21 protein-coding genes and 1 tRNA gene are annotated in these 25,112 nt (G+C 70.2%); 5 read left to right on the top strand and 17 right to left on the bottom strand.

The features are described from left to right. Positions 1-44: 44 nt before the first annotated feature. The 4 genes from ACFV20_RS12480 to ACFV20_RS12465 all read right to left on the bottom strand — a co-directional run bounded on the left by ACFV20_RS12480 (position 45) and on the right by ACFV20_RS12465 (position 4,851). Positions 45-1,481, bottom strand: coding sequence for a GH1 family beta-glucosidase (locus ACFV20_RS12480; protein ID WP_385655498.1), 1,437 nt, complete (start codon positions 1,479-1,481; stop codon positions 45-47). A 104-nt stretch (positions 1,482-1,585) separates the two neighbouring features. Continuing rightward, entirely contained in the window at positions 1,586-2,491 is a 906-nt protein-coding gene (locus tag ACFV20_RS12475) for a carbohydrate ABC transporter permease (protein ID WP_385655496.1), read from the bottom strand. 12 nt (positions 2,492-2,503) lie between these two features. Then, positions 2,504-3,517 carry a carbohydrate ABC transporter permease gene (locus ACFV20_RS12470; protein WP_385655716.1) on the bottom strand — a complete coding sequence of 338 codons (1,014 nt, stop codon included), beginning with the start codon at positions 3,515-3,517 and terminating at the stop codon, positions 2,504-2,506. A gap of 5 nt (positions 3,518-3,522) precedes the next feature. Further along, the gene (locus ACFV20_RS12465; protein ID WP_385655494.1) at positions 3,523-4,851 is read right to left on the bottom strand and encodes an ABC transporter substrate-binding protein; all 1,329 of its coding nucleotides are present in this window, start codon (positions 4,849-4,851) and stop codon (positions 3,523-3,525) included. Positions 4,852-5,258: 407 nt separating this feature from the next. Between ACFV20_RS12465 and ACFV20_RS12460 the strand changes: the two genes are divergently transcribed. Next, positions 5,259-6,314 (top strand): LacI family DNA-binding transcriptional regulator, encoded by a 1,056-nt coding sequence (locus ACFV20_RS12460; RefSeq protein ID WP_385655492.1) that lies wholly within the window; start codon positions 5,259-5,261, stop codon positions 6,312-6,314. Positions 6,315-6,552: 238 nt separating this feature from the next. Here ACFV20_RS12460 and ACFV20_RS12455 read toward each other — a convergent pair whose 3' ends face one another. The 5 genes from ACFV20_RS12455 to ACFV20_RS12435 all read right to left on the bottom strand — a co-directional run bounded on the left by ACFV20_RS12455 (position 6,553) and on the right by ACFV20_RS12435 (position 10,698). Next, a complete protein-coding gene (locus ACFV20_RS12455) occupies positions 6,553-7,743 on the bottom strand; it encodes an MFS transporter (protein ID WP_385655490.1) in 1,191 nt (396 codons plus the stop codon). A gap of 100 nt (positions 7,744-7,843) precedes the next feature. Next, positions 7,844-7,916, bottom strand: a tRNA-His gene (locus ACFV20_RS12450). 115 nt (positions 7,917-8,031) lie between these two features. Then, positions 8,032-8,634, bottom strand: a complete 603-nt coding sequence (orn, locus tag ACFV20_RS12445; protein WP_385655488.1) for an oligoribonuclease — start codon at positions 8,632-8,634, stop codon at positions 8,032-8,034. A gap of 104 nt (positions 8,635-8,738) precedes the next feature. Continuing rightward, on the bottom strand, positions 8,739-9,992 hold the full coding sequence (locus tag ACFV20_RS12440; RefSeq protein ID WP_385655486.1) for a helix-turn-helix domain-containing protein: 1,254 nt from the start codon (positions 9,990-9,992) through the stop codon (positions 8,739-8,741). Positions 9,993-10,365: 373 nt separating this feature from the next. Next, positions 10,366-10,698, bottom strand: a complete 333-nt coding sequence (locus tag ACFV20_RS12435) for a hypothetical protein (RefSeq protein WP_385655484.1) — start codon at positions 10,696-10,698, stop codon at positions 10,366-10,368. 306 nt (positions 10,699-11,004) lie between these two features. Between ACFV20_RS12435 and ACFV20_RS12430 the strand changes: the two genes are divergently transcribed. Then, positions 11,005-11,532: a universal stress protein gene (locus ACFV20_RS12430; protein WP_010047889.1), complete on the top strand. Its 528-nt coding sequence runs from the start codon at positions 11,005-11,007 to the stop codon at positions 11,530-11,532. Positions 11,533-11,656: 124 nt separating this feature from the next. Continuing rightward, positions 11,657-12,217, top strand: coding sequence for a GPR1/FUN34/YaaH family transporter (locus ACFV20_RS12425; RefSeq protein WP_385655482.1), 561 nt, complete (start codon positions 11,657-11,659; stop codon positions 12,215-12,217). A gap of 181 nt (positions 12,218-12,398) precedes the next feature. On the opposite strand, the gene glmS is transcribed toward ACFV20_RS12425, so the two are convergent. Both glmS and ACFV20_RS12415 read right to left on the bottom strand, forming a co-directional pair. Beyond that, a complete protein-coding gene (glmS, locus tag ACFV20_RS12420; protein ID WP_385655480.1) occupies positions 12,399-14,216 on the bottom strand; it encodes a glutamine--fructose-6-phosphate transaminase (isomerizing) in 1,818 nt (605 codons plus the stop codon). 12 nt (positions 14,217-14,228) lie between these two features. Continuing rightward, positions 14,229-14,486, bottom strand: coding sequence for a hypothetical protein (locus ACFV20_RS12415; protein ID WP_030838058.1), 258 nt, complete (start codon positions 14,484-14,486; stop codon positions 14,229-14,231). A gap of 186 nt (positions 14,487-14,672) precedes the next feature. Between ACFV20_RS12415 and ACFV20_RS12410 the strand changes: the two genes are divergently transcribed. Continuing rightward, on the top strand, positions 14,673-16,238 hold the full coding sequence (locus ACFV20_RS12410; RefSeq protein ID WP_385655478.1) for a purple acid phosphatase family protein: 1,566 nt from the start codon (positions 14,673-14,675) through the stop codon (positions 16,236-16,238). Positions 16,239-16,248: 10 nt separating this feature from the next. On the opposite strand, the gene ACFV20_RS12405 is transcribed toward ACFV20_RS12410, so the two are convergent. After that, complete coding sequence (locus ACFV20_RS12405; protein ID WP_385655476.1) at positions 16,249-17,133, bottom strand: DUF4429 domain-containing protein; 885 nt, start codon at positions 17,131-17,133, stop codon at positions 16,249-16,251. A gap of 94 nt (positions 17,134-17,227) precedes the next feature. On the opposite strand from ACFV20_RS12405, the gene ACFV20_RS12400 reads away from it, so the two are divergent. Next, the gene (locus ACFV20_RS12400) at positions 17,228-18,820 is read left to right on the top strand and encodes a beta-N-acetylhexosaminidase (RefSeq protein ID WP_385655474.1); all 1,593 of its coding nucleotides are present in this window, start codon (positions 17,228-17,230) and stop codon (positions 18,818-18,820) included. A 107-nt stretch (positions 18,821-18,927) separates the two neighbouring features. On the opposite strand, the gene ACFV20_RS12395 is transcribed toward ACFV20_RS12400, so the two are convergent. The 5 genes from ACFV20_RS12395 to ACFV20_RS12375 all read right to left on the bottom strand — a co-directional run bounded on the left by ACFV20_RS12395 (position 18,928) and on the right by ACFV20_RS12375 (position 24,957). Then, positions 18,928-20,697, bottom strand: coding sequence for an IucA/IucC family protein (locus ACFV20_RS12395; protein WP_385655472.1), 1,770 nt, complete (start codon positions 20,695-20,697; stop codon positions 18,928-18,930). After that, positions 20,694-21,245, bottom strand: coding sequence for a GNAT family N-acetyltransferase (locus tag ACFV20_RS12390; protein WP_385655471.1), 552 nt, complete (start codon positions 21,243-21,245; stop codon positions 20,694-20,696). The genes ACFV20_RS12395 and ACFV20_RS12390 overlap by 4 nt, the downstream gene beginning before the upstream one ends. Further along, complete coding sequence (locus ACFV20_RS12385) at positions 21,242-22,519, bottom strand: lysine N(6)-hydroxylase/L-ornithine N(5)-oxygenase family protein (RefSeq protein ID WP_385655470.1); 1,278 nt, start codon at positions 22,517-22,519, stop codon at positions 21,242-21,244. The genes ACFV20_RS12390 and ACFV20_RS12385 overlap by 4 nt, the downstream gene beginning before the upstream one ends. Continuing rightward, entirely contained in the window at positions 22,503-23,945 is a 1,443-nt protein-coding gene (gene desA, locus ACFV20_RS12380; protein WP_385655469.1) for a lysine decarboxylase DesA, read from the bottom strand. Before desA ends, ACFV20_RS12385 begins: the two co-directional genes overlap by 17 nt. A 157-nt stretch (positions 23,946-24,102) precedes the next feature. Further along, a complete protein-coding gene (locus ACFV20_RS12375; protein WP_385655467.1) occupies positions 24,103-24,957 on the bottom strand; it encodes a siderophore-interacting protein in 855 nt (284 codons plus the stop codon). Between the last annotated feature and the right edge of the window lie 155 nt (positions 24,958-25,112).

The following is a 25,112-nucleotide window of genomic DNA, read 5'->3' as shown; positions in this document are numbered from 1 at the left end:
CACTCCCCTAGAGGTGCCGCGCCCCGGACCCCGTCCCCCGTCGGTCAGACCGCCTCGACCTCCGGCAGCGTCCCGGTTTGCGCCGCCCGCCCGTACCACCGGGCGCTGGTCTTCGGCGTGCGCTCCAGCGTCGCGTAGTCCACGTAGACCGCGCCGAACCGCTTGCCGTAGCCGTACGCCCACTCGAAGTTGTCCATCAGGGACCACAGGTAGTAACCCCGCACGTCCGCGCCGTCGGCGATGGCACGGCGCACCGCCGACAAGTGGCCGTGCAGGTAGGCGACCCGCTCCGGGTCGTGCACCCGGCCGTCCGAGTCGATCTTGTCGTCGTAGGCCGCGCCGTTCTCCGTGATGTACAGCGGCAGGCCCGGTGCCTCACGCGTGTAGCGCATGATCAGCTCGTGCAGGCCCGTCGGGTCGATCGTCCAGCCCATCTCCGTGCGGTCGCCCGGCGTCTGGTGGAAGGCGACGTCGTCCGCGGCCGGCCACGGCGAGTGGTCGCTCGCCCCGTGACCGTCGGCGCGCGGCGCCTTCGCCGAGACGTCCGCCGCCGACACCAGTGACGGCGTGTAGTAGTTGAGGCCCAGCGCGTCGAGCGGCTGGTTGATCAGCTCCAGGTCGCCGTCGAGGACGAAGTCCCAGTCCGTCAGGGACGACGTCGCCCGGTACAGCGACTCCGGGTAGGCGCCGTGCAGCATCGGCCCGTGGAACACGCCGTTGGCCAGGTCGTCGATCCTGCGGACCGCGTCCAGATCCGCCGGATCCTGCGAAAGCGGCCGCACGACCGAGGAGTTGAGGCTCACCGCGACCGTGTTGCGGGCCGGCATCACCGACCGCAGCGCGGACGCGCCCACACCGTGCGCCAGATTCAGATGGTGCGCGGCACGCAACGAGGCCACCGGGTCCGTACGGCCCGGCGCGTGCACCCCGGAGGCGTACCCCAGGAACGCGCTGCACCACGGCTCGTTGACCGTGATCCACTGCTCCACCCGGTCGCCCAGCGCCTCCCCGGCGATCTGCGCGTACTCCGCGAACCGGTACGCCGTGTCGCGCTCAGGCCAGCCCCCGGCGTCCTCCAGCTCCTGCGGCAGGTCCCAGTGGTACAGCGTGATGGCCGGCTTGATGTTCTTCGCCAGCAGCTCGTCCACCAGCCGCCGGTAGAAGTCCAGACCCTTCTGCACGGCGGGGCCCCGGCCGGTCGGCTGCACCCGCGACCACGACATGGAGAAGCGGTAGGCGCCCAGGCCCAGCTCCGCCATCAACGCCACGTCGTCGCGGTAGCGGTGGTAGTGGTCGACAGCGATGTCACCGTGGTCACCGCCGACGGTCTTGCCCGGCGTGTGGCTGAAGGTGTCCCAGATCGACGGCGTCCGGCCGTCCTCCCGCACCGCACCCTCGATCTGGTACGCGGACGTCGCCGCGCCCCACAGGAAGGCGGGCGGGAAGGTCACCGGAGTGGCCGGGTTCTCGGAGTCAGGCATGGAAGCGCTCCCAACAGGGGTCGTGTGGACCGACAAGCGGACGGGGGGGGGAAGGGGGAAAGGGGCCGAGGCGGCAATGGCTCGGCCCCCGGGCGGAGCAGGACTCAGCCCTTGACGGCGCCCTGCATGATGCCGCCCACGATCTGCTTGCCGAAGATCGCGAAGACCAGCAGCAGCGGCAGCGTGCCCAGCAGCGCACCCGCCATGATCAGGGACTGATCGGGGGTGTACCCGCGGCCGAGGCCGGCCACGGCGACCTGCACGGTCGGGTTGCCGGTCTGGGTGAGCACCAGGAACGGCCACAGGAAGTCGTTCCACGTCTGCACGAACATCAGCATGCCGAGCACCGCCATCGCGGGCCGGGCGGCGGGGAACACCACGTGCCACACCACCCGCCAGCTGCCGGCGCCGTCCACCCGGGCGGCTTCGATGATCTCGTCGGGCAGCGCCTGGAGCAGGTACTGCCGCATGAAGAACACACCGAACGCGCTCACCAGCGAAGGGAAGATCACCGCTTGCAGCTGGTCGGTCCAGTCCAGCTTGGCGACCATCATGTACAGCGGGATCACACTCAGCTGCGGCGGCACCATCATCGTGCCGATCACGAGCAGCATCAGCGCGTTGCGGCCCTTGAAACGCAGCTTGGCGAAGGCGAACCCGGCGATCGTCGACAGCACGACGACGGTGAGCGCCGAGACGCCCGCCACGATCGTGGTATTGAAGAACGCCTCGCCGAGGTTGGCGTCCGTCCAGGCGATCTCCAGGTTCTTGAACAGGTTGGAGCCGAACCAGAACGGCGGCGGCGTCTGCGCCAGGCGCTGGTTGTCACGGGAGGCGGCGATCGCGGTCCACACCAGCGGGAACAGCGACACGATCGTGAACAGGATCAGGATCGCGTAGGCGATCGGACCGCCGTGCAGGGTCCCGCCGGCCCGCGCCGACTTCGGCAGGCGCGAACGCTTGGTCTGCCGGGCGGGCGAGGTCTCGGGGGGCGTCACAGTCGTCGTCACGGCCACAACTCCTTAACTACTGGCGCGCAGCCGGCGCGAGATGACGTAGTTGACGATGCCGATGACGATCAGGATCAGGAACATCGTCCAGGCGATCGCCGAGGCACGGCCCAGGTGCTGGTTCACCCAGCCCTGCTCGTACAGGTACAGGCCGAGCGTCTGGAACTGGTGCTCCGCGCCCCCGGAGGCGCCCTTGTTGGCGTCGAACAGCAGCGGCTCGCCGAAGACCTGGCTGGCACCGATGGTCGACACCACGGCCGTGAACAGGATCGTCGGCCGCAGCGACGGCAGGGTGACGTGCAGGAACTGCTGCCAGCGGCTGGCACCGTCGAGCGCGGCCGACTCGTACAGGTCCTGCGGGATGGCCTGCATCGCCGCCAGGTAGATCAGCGCGTTGTAGCCCGTCCACCGCCAGATGATGATCGTCGAGACGGCGATCTGCGAGGGCCACTTGTCGCCCTGCCAGTCGACCGGGTCGACGCCGAAGAAGTCCAGCGCCCAGTTGATCATCCCGTAGTCCCGCCCGAAGAGCAGCACGAACACCAGGGACGCCGCGGCGATCGAGGTGGCGTACGGGGCGAGCATCGCGACCCGGTAGAAGGTCGAGGCGCGCAGCTTGTAGTTGAGGATGTGGGCGATGCCCATCGCCATCAGCAGCTGCGGGACGGTGGAGATGATGCCGATGGTCAGGGTGTTCTTCGCCGCGTTCCAGAAGAACTCGTCGTCGAAGATACGGGTGTAGTTGCGCAGCCCCACCCAGTTCATGTCGGTGGGCGCGGTCAGCTCCACCTGGTGCAGCGAGGCCCAGCCCGTGTAGATCAGCGGGAAGAGGCCGAACGCCAGGAACAGCAGGAAGAACGGCGAGACGAAGGCGTACGGGCTCCAGCGCACGTCCCGCTGCCAGCGGCGCGAGAGCTTGGCCCGGCGCCGCTGCTCCTGCTCGGAGTCGGAAGCCGCGGGCGGGCGGCCCGGGGCCGCGCCCCCCTCCTTGACGGGGGGCGCGGCGGTGTCGTGACGGGTGGCCATGCGGGTCACTGGTCCAGGTTGTTGTCGATGGTCTTCGTCGCCGTCTCCCAGGCCTCCTTCGCGGACTTGCCCTTCGTGACGAGGATGACGCCGTTGTCCGTCAGACCCTGCTGGATGATCTGGTCCTTCGGGCCGATCACCTGGACCGGGATCTGCTTCGCGGCCTCGGCGAAGATCTCACCGATCGGGGCGTCGCCGGTCATGTCGTTCTTGGCGCCCGTGACCTCGGCGCTGTCGAAGGCGGCCTGCGCGCTCGGGAAGCTGCCCTGCACCTTGAACAGCTTCGCCTGCTGCTCCGGCGCGGTCAGCCAGGCGACCAGCTTCCTGGCCTCTTCGACGTTCTTGCCGCTCTTCGGCACGGCCAGGAAGGAGCCGCCCCAGTTGCCGGACTTGGGCGCCACGGCCACGTCCCACTTGCCCTTGGCGTCGGGCTGCGACTTGCCCTTGATGTAGCCGAGCATCCACGGCGGGCAGGCCATCGCGGCGAACTTGTTGTTCGCGATCGTCTGGTCCCAGGCCGGCTGGAACTGGGTCTGCGCGCCGACCAGGCCCTTCTTCGCGGCGTCGGCGGTCAGGTCGAAGGCGTTCTTGACGGCCGGGTTCGTCTTGTAGACGACCTTGCCGGAGGCGTCGTAGAACTTCTCCTTCTCACTGCTGAGGACCGCGTTGATCAAACCGCCGGGGGAGTCCATGAAGGTGGTGCCCTTGGGGCCCTTCGCCTTGTAGCGCTCACCGACGTCGACGAACTTGTTCCAGTCGCCCGCCCACAGCTTGCCCACCTCGGCGCGGTCGGTGGGAAGTCCGGCCTTCTCGAAGAGGTCCTTGCGGTAGCAGATCGCCATCGGGCCGATGTCGGTGCCGAGGCCGATCGTCTGACCGTCCTTGGTGGTGGCCTGCTGCCACTTCCAGTCCAGCCAGTCGGCCTTGTTCACGCCCGGGGCCTTGGAGAGGTCCTCCAGCTTGGCGGACTGGGTGGCGACGATCTCGGCGATGTTGCCGACCTCGACGGCCTGGACGTCCTGCAGGCCGCTGTTGGTGGTCAGGTGGTTCAGCAGTGCCGGGTAGTAGTTCTCGTTGCGCTCGACGACGTTCTCGGCGATCTTGATCTTCGGGTTGAGCTTCTCGTACTCGCTGTAGAGGCCGGCTTCCTTGAAGCCCATGGTGCCGAAGAGGCCGAGCGTGATCGTGGTCTTGCCGCCACTGTCGCCGCCCGACGAGGAACCGGAGCCGTCGTCCTTGCCGTCGTCGGCACAGCCGGCCAGCAGCCCGGCGCCCAGCGACGCGACGGCCGCGACGACCATCGCCTTGCGGGCGGTTCGGATGCGTGCTCGCATGTCGTCCTCCTGTTGCCCTGACGTGCCGACCCCCCGGCCAACTGCTGTGTCGGACCGTTTTACGCGCTTAAGGCTCGGGCGGGGAACGTGCGGGTTGTGTATGTGCCAGGTACTGTGGGAGCGCTCCCACCAGTGATGTGTTGAAGAGTCCCCGGTCGCGGCGGGGGTGTCAAGGGACCGGACAGGAAGAGATGCGTTCAGTTATCGGCCCGTTAACTGGACCCGCTCCGACCTCGGTTGGGGTCCCGGCCGGTTGAATCGAGCCAGTCGACCACCGGTGGCGCGGCTCGTCCAGCCGAAACGGAAGGCCGGGGCGGCGAGGCCTCGGTGGAGGGCGTCGTGGTCGGCGGGCCTGTTAAATTCCAGGCCAGTCACAGAGTGCGGGTGTGGACGGGAAGGCGGAGCCCATGGCAACCCACGGAGCGCGGGGGCGAAGTGGTGGCCGGCCCACCCTCGAAGAGGTGGCGGCGCGCGCCGGTGTCGGCCGCGGCACCGTCTCCCGGGTGATCAACGGCTCGCCCCGGGTCAGTGACGCGACCCGGGCCGCCGTCGAGGCGGCGGTCGCGGAGCTCGGTTACGTCCCCAACACCGCGGCCCGTGCCCTGGCCGCCAACCGTACGGACGCGATCGCGCTGGTCGTGCCCGAGCCGGAGACGAGGTTCTTCGCGGAGCCGTACTTCTCGGACATGCTCAAGGGCGTCGGGTCGGCGTTGTCCGACACCGAGATGCAGCTGCTGCTGATCTTCGCGGGCAACGACCGGGAACGTGCTCGCCTCGCCCAGTATCTGGCGGCCCACCGCGTGGACGGTGTCCTGCTGGTCTCGGTGCACGCCGACGATCCGCTGCCCGACCTGCTGGCCCAGCTGGAGATCCCGGCGGTGATCAGCGGCCCGCGCTCGGCGGCGGAGACCCTGCCCTCGGTCGACTCGGACAACTACGGCGGTGCCCGCCAGGCCGTCGAGCACCTGCTGTCCCGGGGCCGCAGCCGGGTCGCCCACATCACCGGCCGCCTCGACGTCTACGGTGCCCAGCGCCGTGTCGACGGCTACCGCGACGCCATGAGCGACGCCGGCCTCGGGGTGGACGAGGGGCTCATCGAGGCGGGGGACTTCACCGAGGAGGGCGGGCACCGGGCCATGGTGGCCCTGCTGGAGCGCCACCCCGACATCGACGCGGTCTTCGCCGCCTCCGACGTCACCGCGTCCGGCGCCCGGCGGGCGCTGCGCGACGCGGGCCGCCGTATCCCGGAGGACGTGGCGCTCGTCGGCTACGACGACTCCGCCATCGCTCGCCACATGGAGCCGCCGCTGACCAGCGTCCGGCAGCCCATCGAGGAGATGGGCCGGCGGATGATAGACCTCCTGCTCACCGAGGTCGCCGACCGCCGCCCCCTGGCCTCCCGCGGCCTGGAACGCCGCCAGCTGGTCCTGGCCACGGAACTGGTGTCCCGCGCCTCGTCGTGAACGGCCGCCCGCTCCCGGAGGCCGCCGAGGTCGCCCGGGCCGAGCCGTATCCGCGGACGGCGGGAGAGGCGTGCGGCGAAGGCGTCCTCCACGGTCTCGGGCCGTGCGGCCGATCCGTGCAACGGTCCACCGCCGTAGCGGAGTTGCCCGTGGCGGAGGACGCGAGGCCCGTGGCGGCCGGCGGGCCCGCCTCACGGGCCGCCGCGTCCTCCGCCACGGGCCTCGCGTCCCCGCACGCTCACACCCGAGCCGGTACCAGTCGTCGTACCAGGTACACCCCCGCCACCACGACCAGCACCGCCATGCACGCGATGAACACCAGGCCCGCGCCCTCCAGCCCGAGCGGGCCGGTCAGGAGGCCCACGCCGATCACCGGGACGGAGATGCCCGTGTAGGCCACGACGAACAGGGTCGAGATCACCGCCGCGCGCCGATCCGCGGGGGAGGCCTCGGCCACGTCGGTCAGGGCCCCGCGGAACGCCAGGCCCTGGCCGATCCCGCCGACCAGCGCGCTGGCGATCAGCAGGGCCATCTGGTCCCACCACAGGGCCCCGGCGAGCAGCGCCAGCCCGGCGAGGAGCCCGGCGCAGCCCAGCGGCAGGGAGCGCCGTACGCCGACCCGGCCGACCGCCAGTTGCCCGGCCGTGGAGGAGAAGAAGGCCAGGGCGACGATCAGCCCGCTCACGGCGTGGTCGGACACGTCCAGGGACTCCACCAGGAAGGCCGGGCTGACCGAGGTGAACACCCCGAACAGGGCGAAGCCCACGAAGGAGGCCGTCGCGGCGGGGCCGAACACCGCCCGCACCTGCGGCGGCAGCGCGGGCCGCTGCGGCCGTACGGTGCGCAGCGGCTGCCGCTCCCGTACGGTCTCCGCGAGCCACAGCAGCACGGCGGCCGAGGCGCCGACCAGGGCGAGGTGGGTGACGAACGGCAGATGGAGCGGCCAGGGTGCGTACTGTGCGAGCAGTCCGGAGACAAGGGGGCCGCAGCCCAGCCCGCCCATGTTGGCGGCCGTCGCCACGAACGTGGCCCGGGAGGCACCGCCCGGCGGCGCCAGTTCCATGACGTACGCGGTGGCGGCCCCGGTGAACAGCCCGGCGGACAGTCCCGACAGCAGCCGCCCCGCGTACAGCCAGCCGATGCCCGTGGCGCAGAGGAAGCAGACCGCGCTCACCGCCGCGCACGCCAGTCCGCACAGCAGCACCGGTCGCCTGCCCACGGCGTCCGAGGCGTTGCCGACCAGCAGCAGCACGGCGATCACCGCGAAGGCGTACAGGGCGTACACCACGGTCACCGTCAGCTCGGAGAAGCCGAACTTGTCCTGGTAGAGGGGATAGAGGGGAGTGGGCAGCGTGGTGCCGGCCATGCAGACGGCGAACACCGCCCCGCCGAGCACACACGCACGCCATCCGGTCCGCCCACCGTCCATGCCGCCGACCGTAGCCCCGGGGCGTGGACGCCACGGCGAGCGGCACGCTGAAAACGCTTCAGCCGGTGGCCTCTTCCGAGGCCACCGGCTGAATACTCAGGGTGAGTGACGGGACTCGAACCCGCGGCATCCTGGACCACAACCAGGTGCTCTACCAGCTGAGCTACACCCACCATGACCGGCTTGGAGATCAGTGTTGTCCCCGACCGGCCGAGAAAAAGTGTACAGGGTCCGAAGGGGTGCTCGCGCACGCCTTTCTCCGGGCCCCTCCCCGTACCCCCGTTCTGCCTACTGACCAGGCAGGACGTGCTTCGCGGCGATCGTCCGCGCGGTGTCCGAGTCGGGGCCGGGCTGGGGGACGAACACGGCCTCGCGGTAGTACCGCAGCTCGGCGATCGACTCGCGGATGTCGGCGAGCGCGCGGTGGTTGCCGTTCTTCTGCGGGCTGTTGAAGTAGGCCCGCGGGTACCAGCGGCGCGCCAGCTCCTTGATCGAGGACACGTCGACGATCCGGTAGTGGAGGTAGTTCTCCAGCGTCGGCATGTCCCGCAGGAGGAAGCCGCGGTCGGTGCCGACGGAGTTGCCGCACAGCGGGGCCTTGCCGGGCTCCTTGACGAACTCCCTCACGTACGTCAGGACCTGGTCCTCGGCGTCCTTCAGGGTCGTCCCGGCGGCGAGCTCCTCGAGCAGCCCGGAGGCGGTGTGCATCTGACGCACCACGTCCGGCATCGTCTCCAGCGCCTGGTCCGGCGGCTGGATCACGATGTCCACGCCGTCCCCGAGCACGTTCAGCTCGGAGTCGGTCACGAGGGCGGCCACCTCGATGAGCGCGTCGTCCGACAGCGAGAGGCCGGTCATCTCGCAGTCGATCCACACCATGCGATCGTTCATGTGTCTCACCTTACGACCCGCTGCCTCCGGCGGGGCCGCCCGTCCCGCGAAAGCCACGGGGCCCGCGGGGAGGGGTGCTCCCCGCGGGCCCCGCGGCTACTGCTTCACGGTGCGCTGCGCTGCCCGGGCAGGCTCGCCGACAGGGCCGGGGACTGGCCGACCGCGCTCGCCGCCGCCGTACGGCGGGACTGCAGCGGCACCGGGTGCTCCGGGTGCAGCGGGGCGGGTGCCTGGCCGGGCTGGCCCGGGTGCCCGGCGTGGCCCGGATGGCCCGGGTGGCCCGCCATGCCGGGCCCGGGGCCGCCCGGCGCGCTCTCGGTCTCCTGCGGCCGCTCGCCCTGCGGGCGCCGGGCGCGGTAGGCCGCCCGGTACGCGGCCGGGGACGAGCCCAGCTGCCGGCGGAAGTGCCCGCGCAGGGCGACCGGCGACCGGAAACCGCAGCGGCCGGCCACCTCGTCCACCGAAAAGTCCGACGTCTCCAGCAGGCGCTGCGCCTGGAGGACCCGCTGTGTGATCAGCCACTGCAGCGGAGCGCTCCCGGTCAGCGAGCGGAAGCGGCGGTCGAACGTACGCCTGCTCATGTACGCGCGTGCCGCCAGGGTCTCCACGTCGAACTGTTCGTGGAGGTGCTCCAGCGCCCAGGCGACGACCTCGGCGAGCGGGTCGGCGCCGATCTCCTCTGGTAAAGACCTGTCGAGGTAGCGCTCCTGCCCGCCGCTGCGGCGCGGGGGGACGACGAGCCGGCGGGCCAGGGCCCCGGCCGCTTCGTTCCCGTGGTCCGTGCGCACGATGTGCAGGCACAGGTCGATGCCCGCTGCGGTGCCCGCCGACGTCAGCACGTCGCCGTCGTCGACGAACAGCTCACGCGGATCCACGTGCACCGACGGGTAGCGCTTGGCCAGCGTCGGTGCGTACATCCAGTGGGTCGTCGCGGGACGGCCGTCCAGCAGCCCGGCCGCCGCGAGGACGAAGGCGCCGGTGCACAGTCCGACGATGCGGGCGCCCTCCTCGTGGGCGCGGCGCAGTGCGTCGAGCGCCTCCTCCGGTGGCGGTGAAGTGATCGAACGCCAGGCCGGTACGACGACCGTGCCCGCGCGTGAGATCGCCTCCAGGCCGTGTGGTGCGGTGAGTTCGAGGCCCCCTGTGGTCCGCAGCGGGCCTTCCTCGCCTCCGCACACGAGTAGTCGGTAGCGCGGTACGCCGGCGTCCTGGCGGTCAACCCCGAACACCGACAGTGGTATGGAACTCTCGAAGATGGGGCCGCCGCTGAACAGCAGCACCGCGACGATCTCCTTGCGGCGTCGCCCGGAAAGCTTCCGGGCCGCGGCTTCCGGCGCGGCAGTGGAGTCGTGGCTCATACTGCTAAGCCCCCCTCGGTGGTCGCGGCTCCTCGGTTGTGTCGCTCCTGCACGTTTCCCCTCGGTCCTGCACGAGTCCCCCGCCGTAAACAAGATCGAATCTACTGTGTGCCGTCGTGCCGGAGTGGCCGGTTCGCCCCTCGGCACATTGTCGACTTGGCAACTTGGCGTGAAGCATTCGATCACGAAGCGTTGCACTCGTGGGGCGTGCAGGGAAGTGCGCCTTGTCGCAGTGGCCAATCCACGTAGGGTGCGCGGACCCCCCGAGACCCTTTCCGTGCAGGTCGAACGGGGGTTGGGGGGTGGTCGGACGGGGTGATGCACAGGTATGAGAACTTGGCTGAAAACCGCTGCGAGCGTGCGCGGAAACCGGTCAGCCGACCGGTGTATCTCCGCCGGTGTGCCGTCCGCCACGGTGCGACCCCGTTCCGGTGCGGTGGCGCCGGCCGCGGTGCGGTGCCCGGTCCTCCGCCGCGAGGCGCGCCGCGCCGCGCTCGGACTGGCGCAGCAGGACCCGGCAGGCGCCCGTGACGGCCGCGAGCCCGAGGGCGGTGCCCGCGGCGCCGGCGAGAGAGGTGCCGTAGCCGAGGAGTACCACCGGGACGAGCAGACAGCTGAAGGCGGCCCAGCGCACCACATCCGTCACGGTGTCCCGCGGCGGCGGGGTCGCGCGGTCCGCCTCGGCGGCGGGGCGTGGTGCGGACATGCGGGCTCCCTGTGGCGTGACTCACGGAGTTCAACGCGCGGCTCAGGTGTCGGTCACTGGCTTTGCCGATCACCATCGCGGGTTCGTGCATCCCGTGCAAACCGCCTGTACAGCGCAGCAACCATTGCGTTACGGGCGGTGCCTCGTGCATGCTCCCTGGAACCCGCACGCACCGTGAGCGGGATCTGGGCTAAGGAGGCGTGCCGCCGTACCCTTGGGGGTATGGGGTTGGGAAGAGCATTCCCGGACACAGCTCCGCCGCACATGTTGTCCCTCCCGTATAAGGATCACGACGCCGAGACAGCCATGGCCGGTCACGAATTCTTCGAACCCGCGGACCGCAAGCGGCCCGTCGCCGATCCCACGGCGGCCGAGCCCCTGGCGGCGGAAGAGCCACGCCACTCCTGCGATCCCGCCTTCAAGCACGGTGTCGTCGTCGGCTTCGACGGCTCCACCTCCAGTGAGCGCGCCCTGGCCTACGCGATCGGGATGGCCCATCGTTCCGGATCGGGTCTGATCATCGTCCACGTCGCCAACCGGCTGCCGACCACGGTGTGGGCCGGCTGTGAGCCGCCGGTGTTCGTGGACGTCCCGGACCACCGCACCGAGGTGCTCGGCCTGGAGCTGGCCTGTGCGGACTACCTCGCCGAGGTGCCCTGGATCCTGGTCGAGCGCGGCGGAGACATCTGCCACGAACTCGAAGAGGTCGGCCGCGAGTACGAGGCCGACGCGATCGTGGTCGGCTCCACCCACGGCATCGTCGGGCGCATCTTCGGCTCGGTCGCGGGGCGGCTCGCCAAGCGGGCGCAGCGGCCCGTCATCGTCATCCCCTGACGTTCACGCAGCGGCAACTCCCTTGCGCGTCGCGCGAATCTACTCATGCGTAGAGGTGTTTGTGCCCTTGTGAAGGGCATATACGGAGCACCGCACCACTGCACATGCACGAAGGGAGCCCGCCGTGGACAAAGACGTCTCCGCGGGAAGCGGAATCACGACCGTGGCCGGTCGACTCGCCCTCGGAATCACCCTGCTGGCCTTCGGGCTGGGGAACACCGCCGTGATCGACGGTGTGTCAGCCGCTGACGCCGTGTCAATCGCCCAGTACGTGGGCGGAGTAGCCCTGTTCGTCGCGGGGCTGGTGGCCCTGCGGGAAGGGGACGCCGCCGGTGGTACGGCGTTCTCGGTGCTCGGGGCGCTGTGGTTCACCTGGGCCGTGTCCGACGGCGCCTCCGGCAACGGGGCAGGGTTGTTCCTGCTGTTGTTCGCCCTGGTGGCCCTGTCGTTGACGCTCGCGGGTGGGGACCAGCTGGGGCGGAGCGTGTACGGGCTGTTCTTCGTCGCCCTGTTGCTCCTGGCGGTCGCCGAGTTCGCGGGCAACGACGGGCTCACCAAGGCGGGTGGGTGGTTCGCCGTGGCCGCGGGTGCGGTGGCCTGGTATGCGGCGACCGCGGCGCAGGCGCACTGGCCTGCGGCGCTTCCGCGGCGGGCTGCCGGCCGGGGGGTGACGGCCACCGGCTGAATCGGCAGCCGCCGCCGGGAAGTTGGGCGACTTCCCGGCGATGAAACGGACCCCCTGTGCTTGGTGGCAGCACGTGGGGGTCCGTCCCTCTTTGTTCAGCTTGTGCGGGTGCGTGGGGGCGTGTCGCGCCCACGCGGCGGAGCCGCCGGTCGATACAGCCCCGCCCCGAAGTGAAGGCCGCTTACTCCACCGTCACCGACTTGGCCAGGTTGCGGGGCTTGTCGATGTCGCGGCCGAGTACCAGTGCCGTGTGGTACGCCAGGAGCTGGAGCGGGATGCCCATCAGGATCGGGTCCAGCTCGTCCTCGTTCTTGGGGACGACGATCGTCTCGTCGGCCTTCTCCTGGGGCTGGTGGGCCACGGCGAGGATCTTGCCGCTGCGGGCCTTGATCTCCTCCATGGCGGCGCGGTTCTTCTCCAGCAGATCGTCGTCGGGGACGATCGCCACCGTCGGCAGGGCCGGCTCGATCAGGGCCAGCGGGCCGTGCTTGAGCTCCGAGGCGGGGTAGGCCTCGGCGTGGATGTAGGAGATCTCCTTGAGCTTCAGGGAGGCCTCGCGGGCCACGGGGTAGCCCCGGACACGGCCGATGAAGAGCATCGAGCGGGCCTCGGCGAACTGCAGGGCCAGCTTCTTGACCTCCTCCTCCTGCTGGAGGATCTCGGAGATCTGGGCGGGCAGCTTGCGCAGGCCCTCGATGATCCGCTTGCCGTCGCTGACCGACAGGTCGCGGGTGCGCCCCAGGTGGAGGGCGAGCAGGGCGAAGGCGACCGTGGTGTTGGTGAAGCACTTGGTGGAGACGACGCAGACCTCGGGTCCGGCGTGCACGTAGATGCCGCCGTCCGCCTCACGGGCGATCGCCGAGCCGACGACGTTCACCACGCCCAGGACGCGCGCGCCCTTGCGCTTGAGCTCCTGCACGGCGGCCAGCACGTCGTACGTCTCGCCGGACTGGGACACCGCGACGTAGAGGGTGTCGGGGTCGACGACCGCGTTGCGGTAGCGGAACTCCGAGGCCGGCTCGGCGTCGGCGGGGATGCGGGCCAGCTGCTCGATCATCTGGGCGCCGATCATGCCCGCGTGGTACGAGGTGCCGCAGCCGAGGATCTTCACGCGGCGGATCCGCCGGGCCTCGCGGGCGTCCAGGTTCAGGCCGCCCAGGTGCACGGTGGAGAAGCGGTCGTCGATGCGGCCGCGCAGCACGCGGTCCACGGCGTCGGCCTGCTCGTGGATCTCCTTGTGCATGTACGTGTCGTGGCCGCCCATGTCGTAGGAGGCGGCCTCCCACTCCACGGTGGTGGGCTCGGCGGTGGTGCGGGTGCCCTCGGTGGTGTAGGTGCGGAAGTCGTCGGCCTTGAGGGTGGCCATCTCGCCGTCGTCGAGGGTGACGATCTGCCGCGTGTGGGAGACCAGCGCGGCGATGTCCGAGGCGACGAACATCTCCTTCTCGCCGATGCCGAGGACGACCGGGGAGCCGTTGCGGGCGACGACGATCCGGTCGGGGAAGTCGGCGTGCATGACGGCGATGCCGTAGGTGCCCTCGATGACCCGGAGGGTCTCGCGGACCTTGTCCTCCAGCTTGGTCGCCTGCGAGCGGGCGATGAGGTGGACCAGGACCTCGGTGTCGGTCTCGGAGAGGAACTCGACGCCGTCCGCCTCCAGCTTGCGGCGCAGGTCGGAGGCGTTGTCGATGATGCCGTTGTGGACGACGGCGACGTTGCCCTCGGCGTCCAGGTGCGGGTGGGCGTTCACGTCGGAGGGGGCGCCGTGGGTGGCCCAGCGGGTGTGGGCGATGCCGGTGGTGCCCTTGAAGCGGGCCGGGACCTTGGCCTCGAGGTCGCGGACGCGGCCCTTGGCCTTGACCATCTTCAGGCCGGACGTCTTCGGGGACGTGACGACGATGCCCGCGGAGTCGTAGCCGCGGTACTCCAGGCGCTGCAGGCCCTCCAGGAGCAGGGGCGCGACGTCACGCTTCCCGATGTAACCGACGATTCCGCACATGTATACGTATTCCTAGCCGTAGACGATGCGCCGCAGCTGCCGGAGCGAGAGCTCCGGCGGGGCCACCGCGCGGTACTTGAGGTCCGCCTCGATCCGTTCGAAGATCGCCGCGTTGACCAGGCCCTGGGCCTGGAGCTCGCGGTGGCGGCGACGGACGTACTCCTCGGTCGTCTCGTCGAAGTAGGCGAGCACGTCCTGGATCACACGCAGCGCCTCGCCCCGGCCGAGGGCGGTGGAGCGCGTCAGATGATCAACGAGTTCGTCGTGCACTCGCTAGATCCTGAGGTACCGGCGACGCTTTCGCAAGAATCCTGCCCGATTTCGGGCAGATGTCTGTGGGGAGTCCTTGAGGGAACGTTGAACGGGTCATGAGCGCTTGTTCGTGGCCCGGCCACCGGGCGTCCGGCCTCCCGTTGCCCGAGGCACCGACTTTTGGACGCCATGGACACTCCTCGTATGGGCGTACCCGAGCGGCTCGCCGCGCGCATGAGCATGGCCGAGCAGCACGAGTACCTGCGCGCCAGATTCTCCCGGCGCACGATGATCAGAGGCGGCGCCGTCACGCTCGGCGCCGTCGCCGGTGGCGCGTTCGTGCCCGGTGCCACCGCCCGGGCCGCCGTGCCCACCGCCCGCACCGCCCCCGCCGCCCCGGCCGTCGACGGCGCTCACGTCGCCCCCTTCGGCCGGCACCTCGCCTACGGCGCCGACCCGCGCACGGAGATGACCGTCTCCTGGCAGGTCCCCGTCGCCGTCAAGAAGCCCTTCATCCGGATCGGCGCCCACCCCACGGACCTCTCCCGCAAGATCGACGCCGAAGTCCGCACCCTCTTCACCCCCGCCGGCGTCGGCGCGAGCGGCAACCACACCCAGTACTACGTCCACGCCAGGCTGAGCCGCCTCAAGCCGGGCCGGACGTACTACTACGGCGTCGGCCACGAGGGTTTCGACCCGGCCGCACCCCACCTGCTCGGCACCCTCGGCACCTTCACCACCGCCCCCGCGCACAAGGCGCCGTTCACCTTCACGGCCTTCGGCGACGAGGGCGTCAGCTACCACGGCCTCGCCAACAACGCCCTGCTGCTCGGCCAGAACCCGGCCTTCCACCTGCACGCCGGCGACATCGCCTACGCCGACCCCTCCGGCTCCGGCCAGACCTCCGACACCGGCTTCGACTCCCGGGTCTGGGACCAGTTCCTCGCCCAGACCGAGTCCGTCGCCAAGTCCGTCCCGTGGATGCCCGCCTACGGCAACCACGACATGGAGGCCTGGTACTCGCCCAACGGCTACGGCGGCGAGGAAGCCCGCTGGACCCTGCCCGGCAACGGCCCCGACAAGCAGAACCTGCCGGGCGTCTACTCCTTCGTCCACGGCAACACGGCCGTCATCTCGCTCGACGCCAACGACATCTCCTTCGAGATCCCGGCCAACCTCGGCATCTCCGGCGGCACCCAGACCACGTGGCTGGAAACCCAGCTCAAGAAGTACCGGGCCTCCCACGACATCGACTTCATCGTCGTGTTCTTCCACCACTGCGCCTACTGCACCTCCACCGCCCACGCCTCCGAGGGCGGGGTCCGGCAGGAGTGGGTGCCGCTTTTCGAGAAGTACACCGTGGACCTGGTCATCAACGGCCACAACCACCAGTACGAGCGCACCGACGTCATCAAGGGCGGCAAGGTCGCCAAGAAGCTCCCCATCGGCGGCACCGCCCACCCCGAGACCGAGGGCGTGGTGTACGTGACGGCCGGTGCGGCCGGCCGCAGCCTCTACGCGTTCAGCGCCCCCCTGTCGTACGAGGGCAACGAACACGACGTGGAGTCCGTCGCCTCGTTCGTCAACGTCAAGGGCGGCAAGCAGAACGAGACCGTCGCCTGGTCCCGGGTGCGCTACCTCGACTACTCCTTCCTGCGCGTGGACGTCGCCCCCGCGCCGAAGGGGCACCTGGCCACGCTGACGGTGCGCGGCATCGCCGAGAGCGGCGACCAGGTGGACCACTTCACGGTGGCACGCCGGGCGAAGTAGCCCGCGCGTCCTACATCCGCTTGAGGACCGCCTGCTTGGCCAGGGCGAACTCCTCGTCCGTCAGCACGCCCGCGCGATGCAGTTCCCCGAGCTCGCGCAGGCGGCGCAGCAGGGCGTCGTGGTCGTCCTCGGCGGTCGCGACCGAAGGAGCGGGCAGCTCCGGTCGCGCGTCCACCGGGTGCGGGGCGGCGGCCCGGGCCGGGTGCGGAAGCCTCGCCTGGACCGCCGCCGCGACCAGCGCCATCAGCGGGTCCTTCTTGAAGCCCCACAGCTCCACCGCGTGGGGGTCGTACTTGGGCGGCGCCTTGGTGGGCGCGTCCCGCACGGTGAAGCGCAGGTGGCCGTTCTCCAGACCGGCCGCCGGGTGCCACTCCACACCCGTGATGTCGGTGAGGGCGAGCGTGCGGGGGCCGGCCGCGGCCTTGGCGTCCTCCGTCTTCCAGTTCCACTCCAGCCGTATCCGCTCGCCGTCGAAACCGGCGGTGCCGTCCCCGGCGGAGACCGACAGCGGGACCGGCGGGCCCGGCAGCAGGTACGCGTCGACCGGCCCGGCGGGGACCTGGTCGAGGAGGAGGGCGCCGCGCACCTCGTCCACGAAGTACTCGGCGACGCCGTACCGGTCGGACTCCACGATCAGCTGGTACGGGTCGTGGGGCTCGGTGAGCCGGCCGCCGGTGGCGTGCAGCAGGGGGTCGGCGCCCTCGCGCAGCCGGAGCCTGAGCCGCCCCGACTTCTTGCCCTGCTCCAAGGAGATACCGGCCAACGCCCCTAACGGAACGACCAGTTCACCCAATTCCCTGCGCAACAGACCGACGTTCCTGTCCCGCCCCGGAGTCAGCCGCAGCGCGTCCCCGTCGAAGGCCCAGGTGCCGTCCTTCTGGATGATTTCCGCCATGGGGTGGATTGTTCCACCCGACTCACGAGAGTCTGGTCCAGACCTCTTGGAGCTCAACGGCTCGTGAAGGGACACGCTTGTGAGAGATGGCCGTGTGAGACAGCACCGCAGAACGCTCCGCCTGCTCGGTCCCCTGCTGCTGGTCGCGATGACCGCCTCGGTCACCGGGGCCGCCCCCGCACCGCCTTCGCCGCCCACCCCGCTCGACCGGGTGGTCCCCGCGCCCGCATCCGTCACCCCGGGCGGATCCCCGTACCGGATCACCCGCGGCACCCACATCCGTGTCGACGCAGCCCGCGAGGCCCGGGGCGTCGGCGAGTACCTCGGGAAGATCCTGCGTCCCTCGACCGGCTACCCCCTTCCGGTCACCACCCGGGGGACCGGAGGCATCCGGCTGCGCCTCGCCGAGGGCCCCTTCGGCGCCGAGGGCTACCGGCTCGACAGCGGCCGGAGCGGCCTGACCATCACCGCCGCCCGGCCCGCCGGCCTCTTCCACGGCGTGCAGACCCTGCGCCAGCTGCTCCCCGCGGCCGTAGAGAAGGACACCGTCCAGCCCGGCCCCTGGCTGGTCGCGGGCGGCACGGTCGAGGACAGCCCGCGCTACGGCTGGCGCGGGGCCATGCTCGACGTCTCCCGGCACTTCTTCACCGTCGAGCAGGTCAAGCGCTACATCGACCAGCTCGCCCTCTACAAGATCAACAAACTGCATCTGCATCTCAGCGACGACCAGGGCTGGCGCATCGCCATCGACTCCTGGCCCCGCCTCGCGACCTACGGCGGTTCCACGGAGGTCGGCGGCGGGCCCGGCGGCTTCTACACCAAGGCCGACTACCGGGAGATCGTGCGGTACGCCTCCTCCCGCTACCTGGAGGTCGTGCCCGAGATCGACATGCCCGGCCACACGAACGCGGCTCTCGCCTCCTACGCCGACCTGAACTGCGACGGCGTCGCGCCGCCGCTCTACACCGGCACCGAGGTCGGCTTCAGCTCGCTGTGTGTCGGCAAGGAGGTCACGTACGACTTCGTGGACGACGTCATCCGGGAGATCGCGGCGCTCACGCCCGGCGCGTACCTGCACATCGGGGGCGACGAGGCGCACTCCACCAGCCATGAGGACTACGTGAAGTTCATGGACCGGGTGCAGCCGATCGTCGCGCAGTACGGCAAGACGGTGGTCGGCTGGCACCAGCTGACCGGGGCGAGACCGGCCAAGGGGGCGCTCGCGCAGTACTGGGGCCTGGACGGCACCGGTGCCGAGGAGAAGGCCCGGGTGGTGAAGGCTGCGCAGAGTGGGACCGGGCTGATTCTGTCCCCGGCGGACCGGGTGTATCTCGACATGAAGTACACGAAGGAGACGCCGCTGGGGCTGTCCTGGGCGGGGTATGTCGAGGTGAAGCGGTCCTACGACTGGGATCCCGGGGCGTATCTGCCGGGCGTGCCGGGCGGCGCGGTGAAGGGGGTCGAGGCGCCGATGTGGTCGGAGACCCTGGAGAACTCCGCCCACGTGGAGTTCATGGCGTTCCCGCGGCTGCCCGGTGTTGCCGAGTTGGGGTGGTCTCCGGCGGCTTCGCATGACTGGGAGCGGTACAAGGGGCGGCTTGCCGCGCAGGCTGAGCGGTGGGATGCGCTGGGGATGGAGTGGTACCGGTCGCCGCAGGTGCCATGGCCTGCGGCCGGCGGTCGGTGATTCGGGTGCGGGTGGGTGGGGGCCGGTCGCGCGGTTCCCCGCGCCCCTGAGGCAAAGGACGGGCACCCCGGAGGACCGTACTCCGGGGTGCCCGTCTGTCTGTGGGGTCAGAGGTCCGCCATGGGATTCCTCAGGTTGCCCACCAGCTGGAGGGCGCCCGACGGGTCGGACAGGTCCACCATCTGTTCGTTGTTGCGGAGCTGGAGGCGGTTGAGGCAGGAGAGGGCGAACTCGGGGGCGAACATGTCGTACTGCCGGAACCTGTCGGCGAGTTCGGGCATCGACTCCTGGTAGGTGCGGGTGACCTCCGCGACCGTGCGCCAGAAGTCGTCCTCCGCCAGGATCCCCTCGGTGGCGAGGTTCGCCGCGAGGAAGCGGAAGAAGCAGTCGAAGACGTCCGTGAAGATCGACAGGAGCTTCTTGTCCTCCGGGACCTCCACGCGCAGCCGCTCGACCGCCGGCGGCAGCACCGCGTCGGGGTCCATGACCGCGATCTCCTCGGCGATGTCCTTGTAGATCGCGCGCTGCACGACGCCGTCCTTCAGCACCAGGATGACGTTCTCGCCGTGCGGCATGAACACCAGGTCGTAGGCGTAGAAGCTGTGCAGGAGGGGCGTGAAGTAGGCCTGGAGGTAGCGGCGCAGCCACTCCGCCGGGGCGAGGCCCGACTGCTCGATCAGCGCGCCGGCGATGGAGGCACCCTCGTGGTCGACATGGACCAGGGAGGCCATGGTGGCCAGCGACTCGCCGTCCTTCAGGGACGGCACCGGGCTCTCCCGCCACAGCGCGGCGAGCATCTTGCGGTACGGCGAGTAGCGGTCCGTGGCCCGCTCGTACTCCAGGTGCCGGTAGCCGACGGCCGCCCGCTCCCGGATGATCGACAGGCCGGTGGCCTTGAGCACCGGGTCGCCCTCGATGAGCTGGGCCAGCCAGTCGTTGATCGCCGGGGTGGCCTCCATGTAGGCCGCCGACAGGCCGCGCATGAAGCCCATGTTGATGACCGACAGCGCCGTCTTCACGTAGTGCTTCTCGGGGCTGGTCCGGTTGAAGAAGGTCCGGATGGACTGCTGGGCCAGGTACTCGTCGTCGCCCTCGCCCAGGCACACCAGGTACCGACGGGCCACCTCGGCGGCGAAGGTGACGCTGAGCTTGTTCCACCACTGCCAGGGGTGGACCGGGATCAGCAGGTAGTCGTCGGGGTCCAGGTCCTGCTCGCGCAGGACGCCGTGGAAGCGCTCGACGGTCTGTGCGCCGAGCTCCTCGCGCAGGAACGACTCGTACTCGATGCCGGCACCGGCCGTGAACGCGGCGCGCGACCGGTGCGCGGCCAGCCACACCAGGCGGACCGGGCTCGCCGTCTCCGGCGCGTAGGACAGGTACTCGTGGGAGCCGAAGCCGAGCCGGCCGTTGTTGGCGACGAAGCAGGGGTGGCCCTCGGTCATCCCCGTCTCGATGGCCTGGAAGTCGCCGCGGGCCAGTTCGGCCGCGGTGGCCCGCGGCTTGGTGAGCTTGTAGCAGGTGCCGGAGAGGGTGGAGGAGATCTCCTCCAGGTAGACCGGCAGGATGGCGTCGCTCAGGCCCAGGGACTTCTGCAGTTCGATGAAGAAGTCCAGTGCGGCGAGGGGGACTTCGGTGCCGTTCCGGTGGCGGGTGATCGACTCGGCGTCGACCTGCCAGTGGTCCAGGGCCCGGCGGGTGGCGGTGAAACGGTAGCTCGTCAGGCCGTCGTCGCTGCGGACGACGTAGTCCTCACCGTCCTGCTCGGGGGTGATGAGCCGCTCGTGGGCGAACTCGGCGAGGGCTTTGCGGATCAGGAGGCGGTTGGCCCGCGCCCAGCGGTGGGGGGACAGGTGCGCCACGGCGTCGGACAGGGTCATACGGCTACTCCTCGGGCGGCCAGGAACTGTGCACGCGTGCAGAAGCTGAGCAGCGCGCGCTTCTCCGGCTTGTCGATCTCGCGCTCGGCCACGAAGCCGACGGCCTCGTTCAGCGCGTGTACTGCCTTGTTGGCGACGTCGGGCTCCACCACGACCCGGCGGGTGCGCGGGTCGGCGAACAGCTCGTCCATCACGGTGGTGATGACGGCCCGGGTGAAGCCGTGGATCGGCCGGTCGGTCGGCGCGACCAGGAAGTGCATGCCGACGTCGCCGGGCTCCGGTTCGTACAGCCCGACCAGCTCCACGTACCGGGGGTCGTACTTCTCCATCAGGAACGCGGGCCGGCCCTCGTGCAGGCCGATGAAGGCGTCGTGGTGCTCGTGCGCCGCGATCCGCATGTACTCGCGCTCGACGTCCTGGAGTTGCGCGTCCTGCATCATCCAGTAGGCCGCCTTGGGGTGGGTGACCCAGGAGTGCAGCAGCCCGGCGTCCGCCAGGGGGTCGAGGGGACGGACGGTCAGCGTTCCGATCCCGGTGGCGGCGCTCATACGGCGAACTCCTGGAAGGCGATCGTCTTCTCCACCGGGTAGTACTCGCTGCCGAGCAGCTCGCGGATGATGTACGCGTTCCGGTAGGGGCCCATGCCGAGGTCGGGGCTGGTGATGCTGTGCGTGTGGACCCCGGCGTTCTGCAGGAAGATCCCGCGGCCGGTGACGTCGATCGCGTAGTTGCGGGCGACGTCGAAGTTGCCCTGCGAGTCGTAGACCAGGCGGTCCTTGACGGGGGCCAGGAACTCCGGTTCGGCGTACCGGTAGCCGGTCGCCAGGACCAGGCCCTGCGACTGGAGCTCGAAGTCCTTGCCCTGCTCCTCCTGGCGGAAGCCCAGGGTGTAGGTGCCGTTGTCGTACCGTGCGGTGCGCAGCGAGGAGTTGGTGAGCAGACGGGTGGGGACGGGGCCGCCGAGGTTCTTCTGGTAGAGCAGGTCGAAGATCTCGTTGATGAGGTCGCCGTCGATGCCCTTGAACAGGCCCTTCTGCTCGGCGGTGAGGCGGTAGCGGGTCGCCTCGGGCAGCTCACGGAAGTAGTCGACGTACTCGGGGGACGTCATCTCCAGCGTGAGCTTGGTGTACTCCAGCGGGAAGAAGCGCGGGGAGCGGGTCACCCAGTTCAGCCGGTAGCCGTGGACGTCGATCTCGGCGAGCAGGTCGTAGTAGATCTCGGCGGCCGACTGGCCGGAGCCGACCAGCGTGATCGAGTCCTTCTTCTGCAGCTCCGCCTTGCTCTCCAGGTAGCGGGAGTTGTGCAGGAAGTCGCCGCCCAGGCCCTGGCAGGCCTCGGGTATGTGGGGCGGGGTGCCGGTGCCGAGGACCAGATGACGGGCCCGGTAGGTGTCGCCGGCGGTGGTCCGTACGACGTAGAGCTCGTCCTCGTAGGTCACCTCGGCGACCGTCGTGCCGAAGCGGATGCTGCTCAGTCTGTTCGCGGCCCAGCGGCAGTAGTCGTCGTACTCGACGCGCAGCGGGTAGAAGTTCTCGCGGATGTAGAACGAGTAGAGCCGGCCCTTCTCCTTGAGGTAGTTCAGGAAGGAGTACGGGGACGTGGGGTCGGCGAGGGTGACCAGGTCCGACATGAACGGGGTCTGGAGGTGGGCGCCCTCCAGGAACATGCCGGCGTGCCACTCGAAGTCGGGCTTCGACTCCAGGAAGACGCCGTCGAGCTCGTCGATCGGCTCGGTCAGGCAGGCCAGGCCGAGGTTGAACGGGCCGAGCCCGATGCCCACGAAGTCATGGGTTCCGGTCGGGTTGTCAGGACGCGCGGTCAAGGGACTCTCCCAGGTACTGCTCGGCGTGGCCGGCGATCAGATCGAGGACGGCGGCGATGTCGGACGCCTGCGTCTCGGGGTTGAGCAGGGTGAACTTCAGGTAGTGGCGGCCGCCGACCTTGGTGCCCGCGACGATGGCGTCACCGGAGGCGAACAGGGCCTTGCGGGCGTAGAGGTTGGCGCGGTCGATCTCGGCGGGGTCGGTGACGGACGCCGGGATGCAGCGGAAGACGAGGGTGGACAGGCTCGGCTCCACGACGACGTCGAAGCGCGGGTCGGCGGCGATCATCCGCCAGCCCTCACGGGCCAGGTCGCACACGTCGTCGAAGAGCTGCCCGATGCCGTCGGCGCCCATCGTCCGCAGGGTCATCCACAGCTTGAGCGCGTCGAAGCGGCGGGTGGTCTGCAGGGACTTGTCGACCTGGTTGGGGATGCGCTCCTCCACCATGCGCCGCGGGTTGAGGTACTCGGCGTGGTAGGTGGCGTGGCGCAGCGTGGCGGCGTCCCGGACGAGCACGGCCGAGGAACTCACCGGCTGGAAGAAGGACTTGTGGTAGTCGACGGTGACCGAGTCGGCGCGCTCGATGCCGCCTATGCGGTCCCGGTGCTTCAGGGAGGCCAGCAGGCCGCAGCCGTAGGCGGCGTCGACGTGCATCCAGGTGCCGAACTGCTCGCACAGCTCGGCGATCTCGGGCAGCGGGTCGATGGAGCCGAAGTCGGTGGTGCCGGCGGTGGCGACGACGGCCATGGGGACGAGACCGTCCTTCGCGCAGCGCTCCAGCTCACGGGCGAGGGCGACGGTCTGCATGCGCTTGTCGTGGTCGACGGGTATGGAGACCACGGCATCCTGGCCCAGACCGAGCAGCTTCGCGGACTTCTTCACGCTGAAGTGGCTGACCTCGGAGGCGAAGATGCGCAGTGTGGCGAGGCTGTCGGTCTTCGCCTCCTCCCTCGCGAGCAGCAGCGCCTGGAGGTTGGACTGGGAGCCGCCGGAGGTGAACACGCCGTCGGCGGCCGGGCCGAGGCCGATGCGCTCGTTGGTCCAGTCGATCAGTTTCCGCTCGATGAGGGTGCCGCCGGCCGACTGGTCCCAGGTGTCGAGGGAGGAGTTCACGGCGGACAGGACGGCCTCGCCGAGGACGGCCGGGATGACGACCGGGCAGTTCAGGTGGGCCAGGTAGCGGGGGTGGTGGAAGTAGATCGCGTCCCGGAGGTAGACGTCCTCCAGTTCGTCGAGCACCGCGGTGGTGTCGTGCAGCGGCTGGTCGAGGTCGATCTCGTCGATGCGGGGGGAGAGGGCGTCGACGCTGATGCCGGTGAACGGCCGTTCGGTGGCGGCGAGTTTGGCGGCCACCCGCTCGACTCCGGCGGTCACGGAGCGGCGGTACTGCTCCGCGGTGGTGTCGTTGAGCAGGTGCGAGCGCATGTGGGGGTCCTCCGGTGGGGACGGTCCGGTGTGGGACGGGGTGGGCTGGTCTCCGGCGTCCAAAACTTAGGTAAGCCTAACCTAAGTTGATCGAGGAAGGAGTTGACCCTGCCGTGACGGTGGTCACTCGTGTCGCCTCGGCGCCGGTGGGCTGCGGCTAGGCCTCCGCCCGCAGCTGCTCCTCGCTCACACCACGCCGCCAGTAGCCGACGAACGTCACCCTGCGGCGGTCGATCCCGAGGTCGCGCACGAAGTGCCGGCGCAGCTCCTTCACGCACCCGGACTCACCGGCGATCCAGACGTACGGCCGCTCGGCCGGTGGCAGCGGGGTGTCGCGGAGGGCGTCGAGGGCCATGGGGGAGCCCTCGGCGCTCCGCTCCTCCCGGACCAGCCAGGTGATCTCGGCATCGGCCTCGGTCACCAGGTCCTGGATGTCGCCGGCGTGCGGGACTTCCAGCCAGACCCGGGCGCGGGTGCCGGCCGGGAGCGACTCGACGATGGCGGAGGCGGCGGGCACGGCGGTCTCGTCGCCCCAGACGACGACGAGGTCGGTGTCCTCGGGCGGCCGGAACCGGATCGCCCGGTTGTCGGCGAGGGCGGGCCCGAGGAGCAGCACCCGGTCCCCTGCGGCGGCCCGGGCGGCCCAGCGGGAGGCCGGCCCGGCCTGGGCGGAGGCGTCCGCTCCGATGCCGTGCAGGGCGAAGTCGATGTCGATCTCGTCCGGGTCCCGGCGCAGACCGCGCAGGGTGTAGGAGCGCATCACGGCGCGTACGTCGTCCGGGAGTTCACGCCAGCCCTGCCACCAGCCGTCACCGAGTTCGAGCGGGACGACCGGCTCGGGCTGCCCGGGGTGCGGCAGGAACAGCGACAGGGACTGGTCGCGCCCGTCGGAGTGGAAGGCGTGCAGATCGGGCCCGCCGAAGGTGACGCGGACCAGGGACGGACCGAGCCGCCGTGTCCGCAGGACCTGGAGGGAGAAGAAACGGAACGGGGCGGCTACGGCGGTGGTCACGAGCACTCCTGAGGGGTCTTCAGGCAGAGGGGCCGGGTGGGGCACCTGGGGCGCGGGGCGCGGGGGGGGGGGGGGTCGCCGGGCCCCCCCCCCCCCCCCCCCACACCCACCCCCGCGATGGGGTTTAAAAAAAAAAAAACACCAACCCAACAAAC

It is taken from the genome of Streptomyces sp. NPDC059696 (assembly GCF_042733745.1).
GTDB lineage: Bacteria > Actinomycetota > Actinomycetes > Streptomycetales > Streptomycetaceae > Streptomyces.
The sequence above is the reverse complement of the archived record's forward strand: the minus strand, read 5'-3'. Positions and strand labels throughout refer to the sequence as shown.

What these genes read in the sequence shown, in the direction of transcription:
- ACFV20_RS12480 (WP_385655498.1), bottom strand. Translation starts at nt 1,481, where the DNA reads ATGCCTGACTCCGAGAACCCGGCCACTCCGGTGACCTTCCCGCCCGCC.
- ACFV20_RS12470 (WP_385655716.1), bottom strand. Translation starts at nt 3,517, where the DNA reads ATGGCCACCCGTCACGACACCGCCGCGCCCCCCGTCAAGGAGGGGGGC.
- ACFV20_RS12465 (WP_385655494.1), bottom strand. Translation starts at nt 4,851, where the DNA reads ATGCGAGCACGCATCCGAACCGCCCGCAAGGCGATGGTCGTCGCGGCC.
- ACFV20_RS12460 (WP_385655492.1), top strand. Translation starts at nt 5,259, where the DNA reads ATGGCAACCCACGGAGCGCGGGGGCGAAGTGGTGGCCGGCCCACCCTC.
- ACFV20_RS12455 (WP_385655490.1), bottom strand. Translation starts at nt 7,743, where the DNA reads ATGGACGGTGGGCGGACCGGATGGCGTGCGTGTGTGCTCGGCGGGGCG.
- orn (WP_385655488.1), bottom strand. Translation starts at nt 8,634, where the DNA reads ATGAACGATCGCATGGTGTGGATCGACTGCGAGATGACCGGCCTCTCG.
- ACFV20_RS12440 (WP_385655486.1), bottom strand. Translation starts at nt 9,992, where the DNA reads ATGAGCCACGACTCCACTGCCGCGCCGGAAGCCGCGGCCCGGAAGCTT.
- ACFV20_RS12435 (WP_385655484.1), bottom strand. Translation starts at nt 10,698, where the DNA reads ATGTCCGCACCACGCCCCGCCGCCGAGGCGGACCGCGCGACCCCGCCG.
- ACFV20_RS12430 (WP_010047889.1), top strand. Translation starts at nt 11,005, where the DNA reads ATGGCCGGTCACGAATTCTTCGAACCCGCGGACCGCAAGCGGCCCGTC.
- glmS (WP_385655480.1), bottom strand. Translation starts at nt 14,216, where the DNA reads ATGTGCGGAATCGTCGGTTACATCGGGAAGCGTGACGTCGCGCCCCTG.
- ACFV20_RS12410 (WP_385655478.1), top strand. Translation starts at nt 14,673, where the DNA reads ATGGGCGTACCCGAGCGGCTCGCCGCGCGCATGAGCATGGCCGAGCAG.
- ACFV20_RS12405 (WP_385655476.1), bottom strand. Translation starts at nt 17,133, where the DNA reads ATGGCGGAAATCATCCAGAAGGACGGCACCTGGGCCTTCGACGGGGAC.
- ACFV20_RS12395 (WP_385655472.1), bottom strand. Translation starts at nt 20,697, where the DNA reads ATGACCCTGTCCGACGCCGTGGCGCACCTGTCCCCCCACCGCTGGGCG.
- ACFV20_RS12390 (WP_385655471.1), bottom strand. Translation starts at nt 21,245, where the DNA reads ATGAGCGCCGCCACCGGGATCGGAACGCTGACCGTCCGTCCCCTCGAC.
- desA (WP_385655469.1), bottom strand. Translation starts at nt 23,945, where the DNA reads ATGCGCTCGCACCTGCTCAACGACACCACCGCGGAGCAGTACCGCCGC.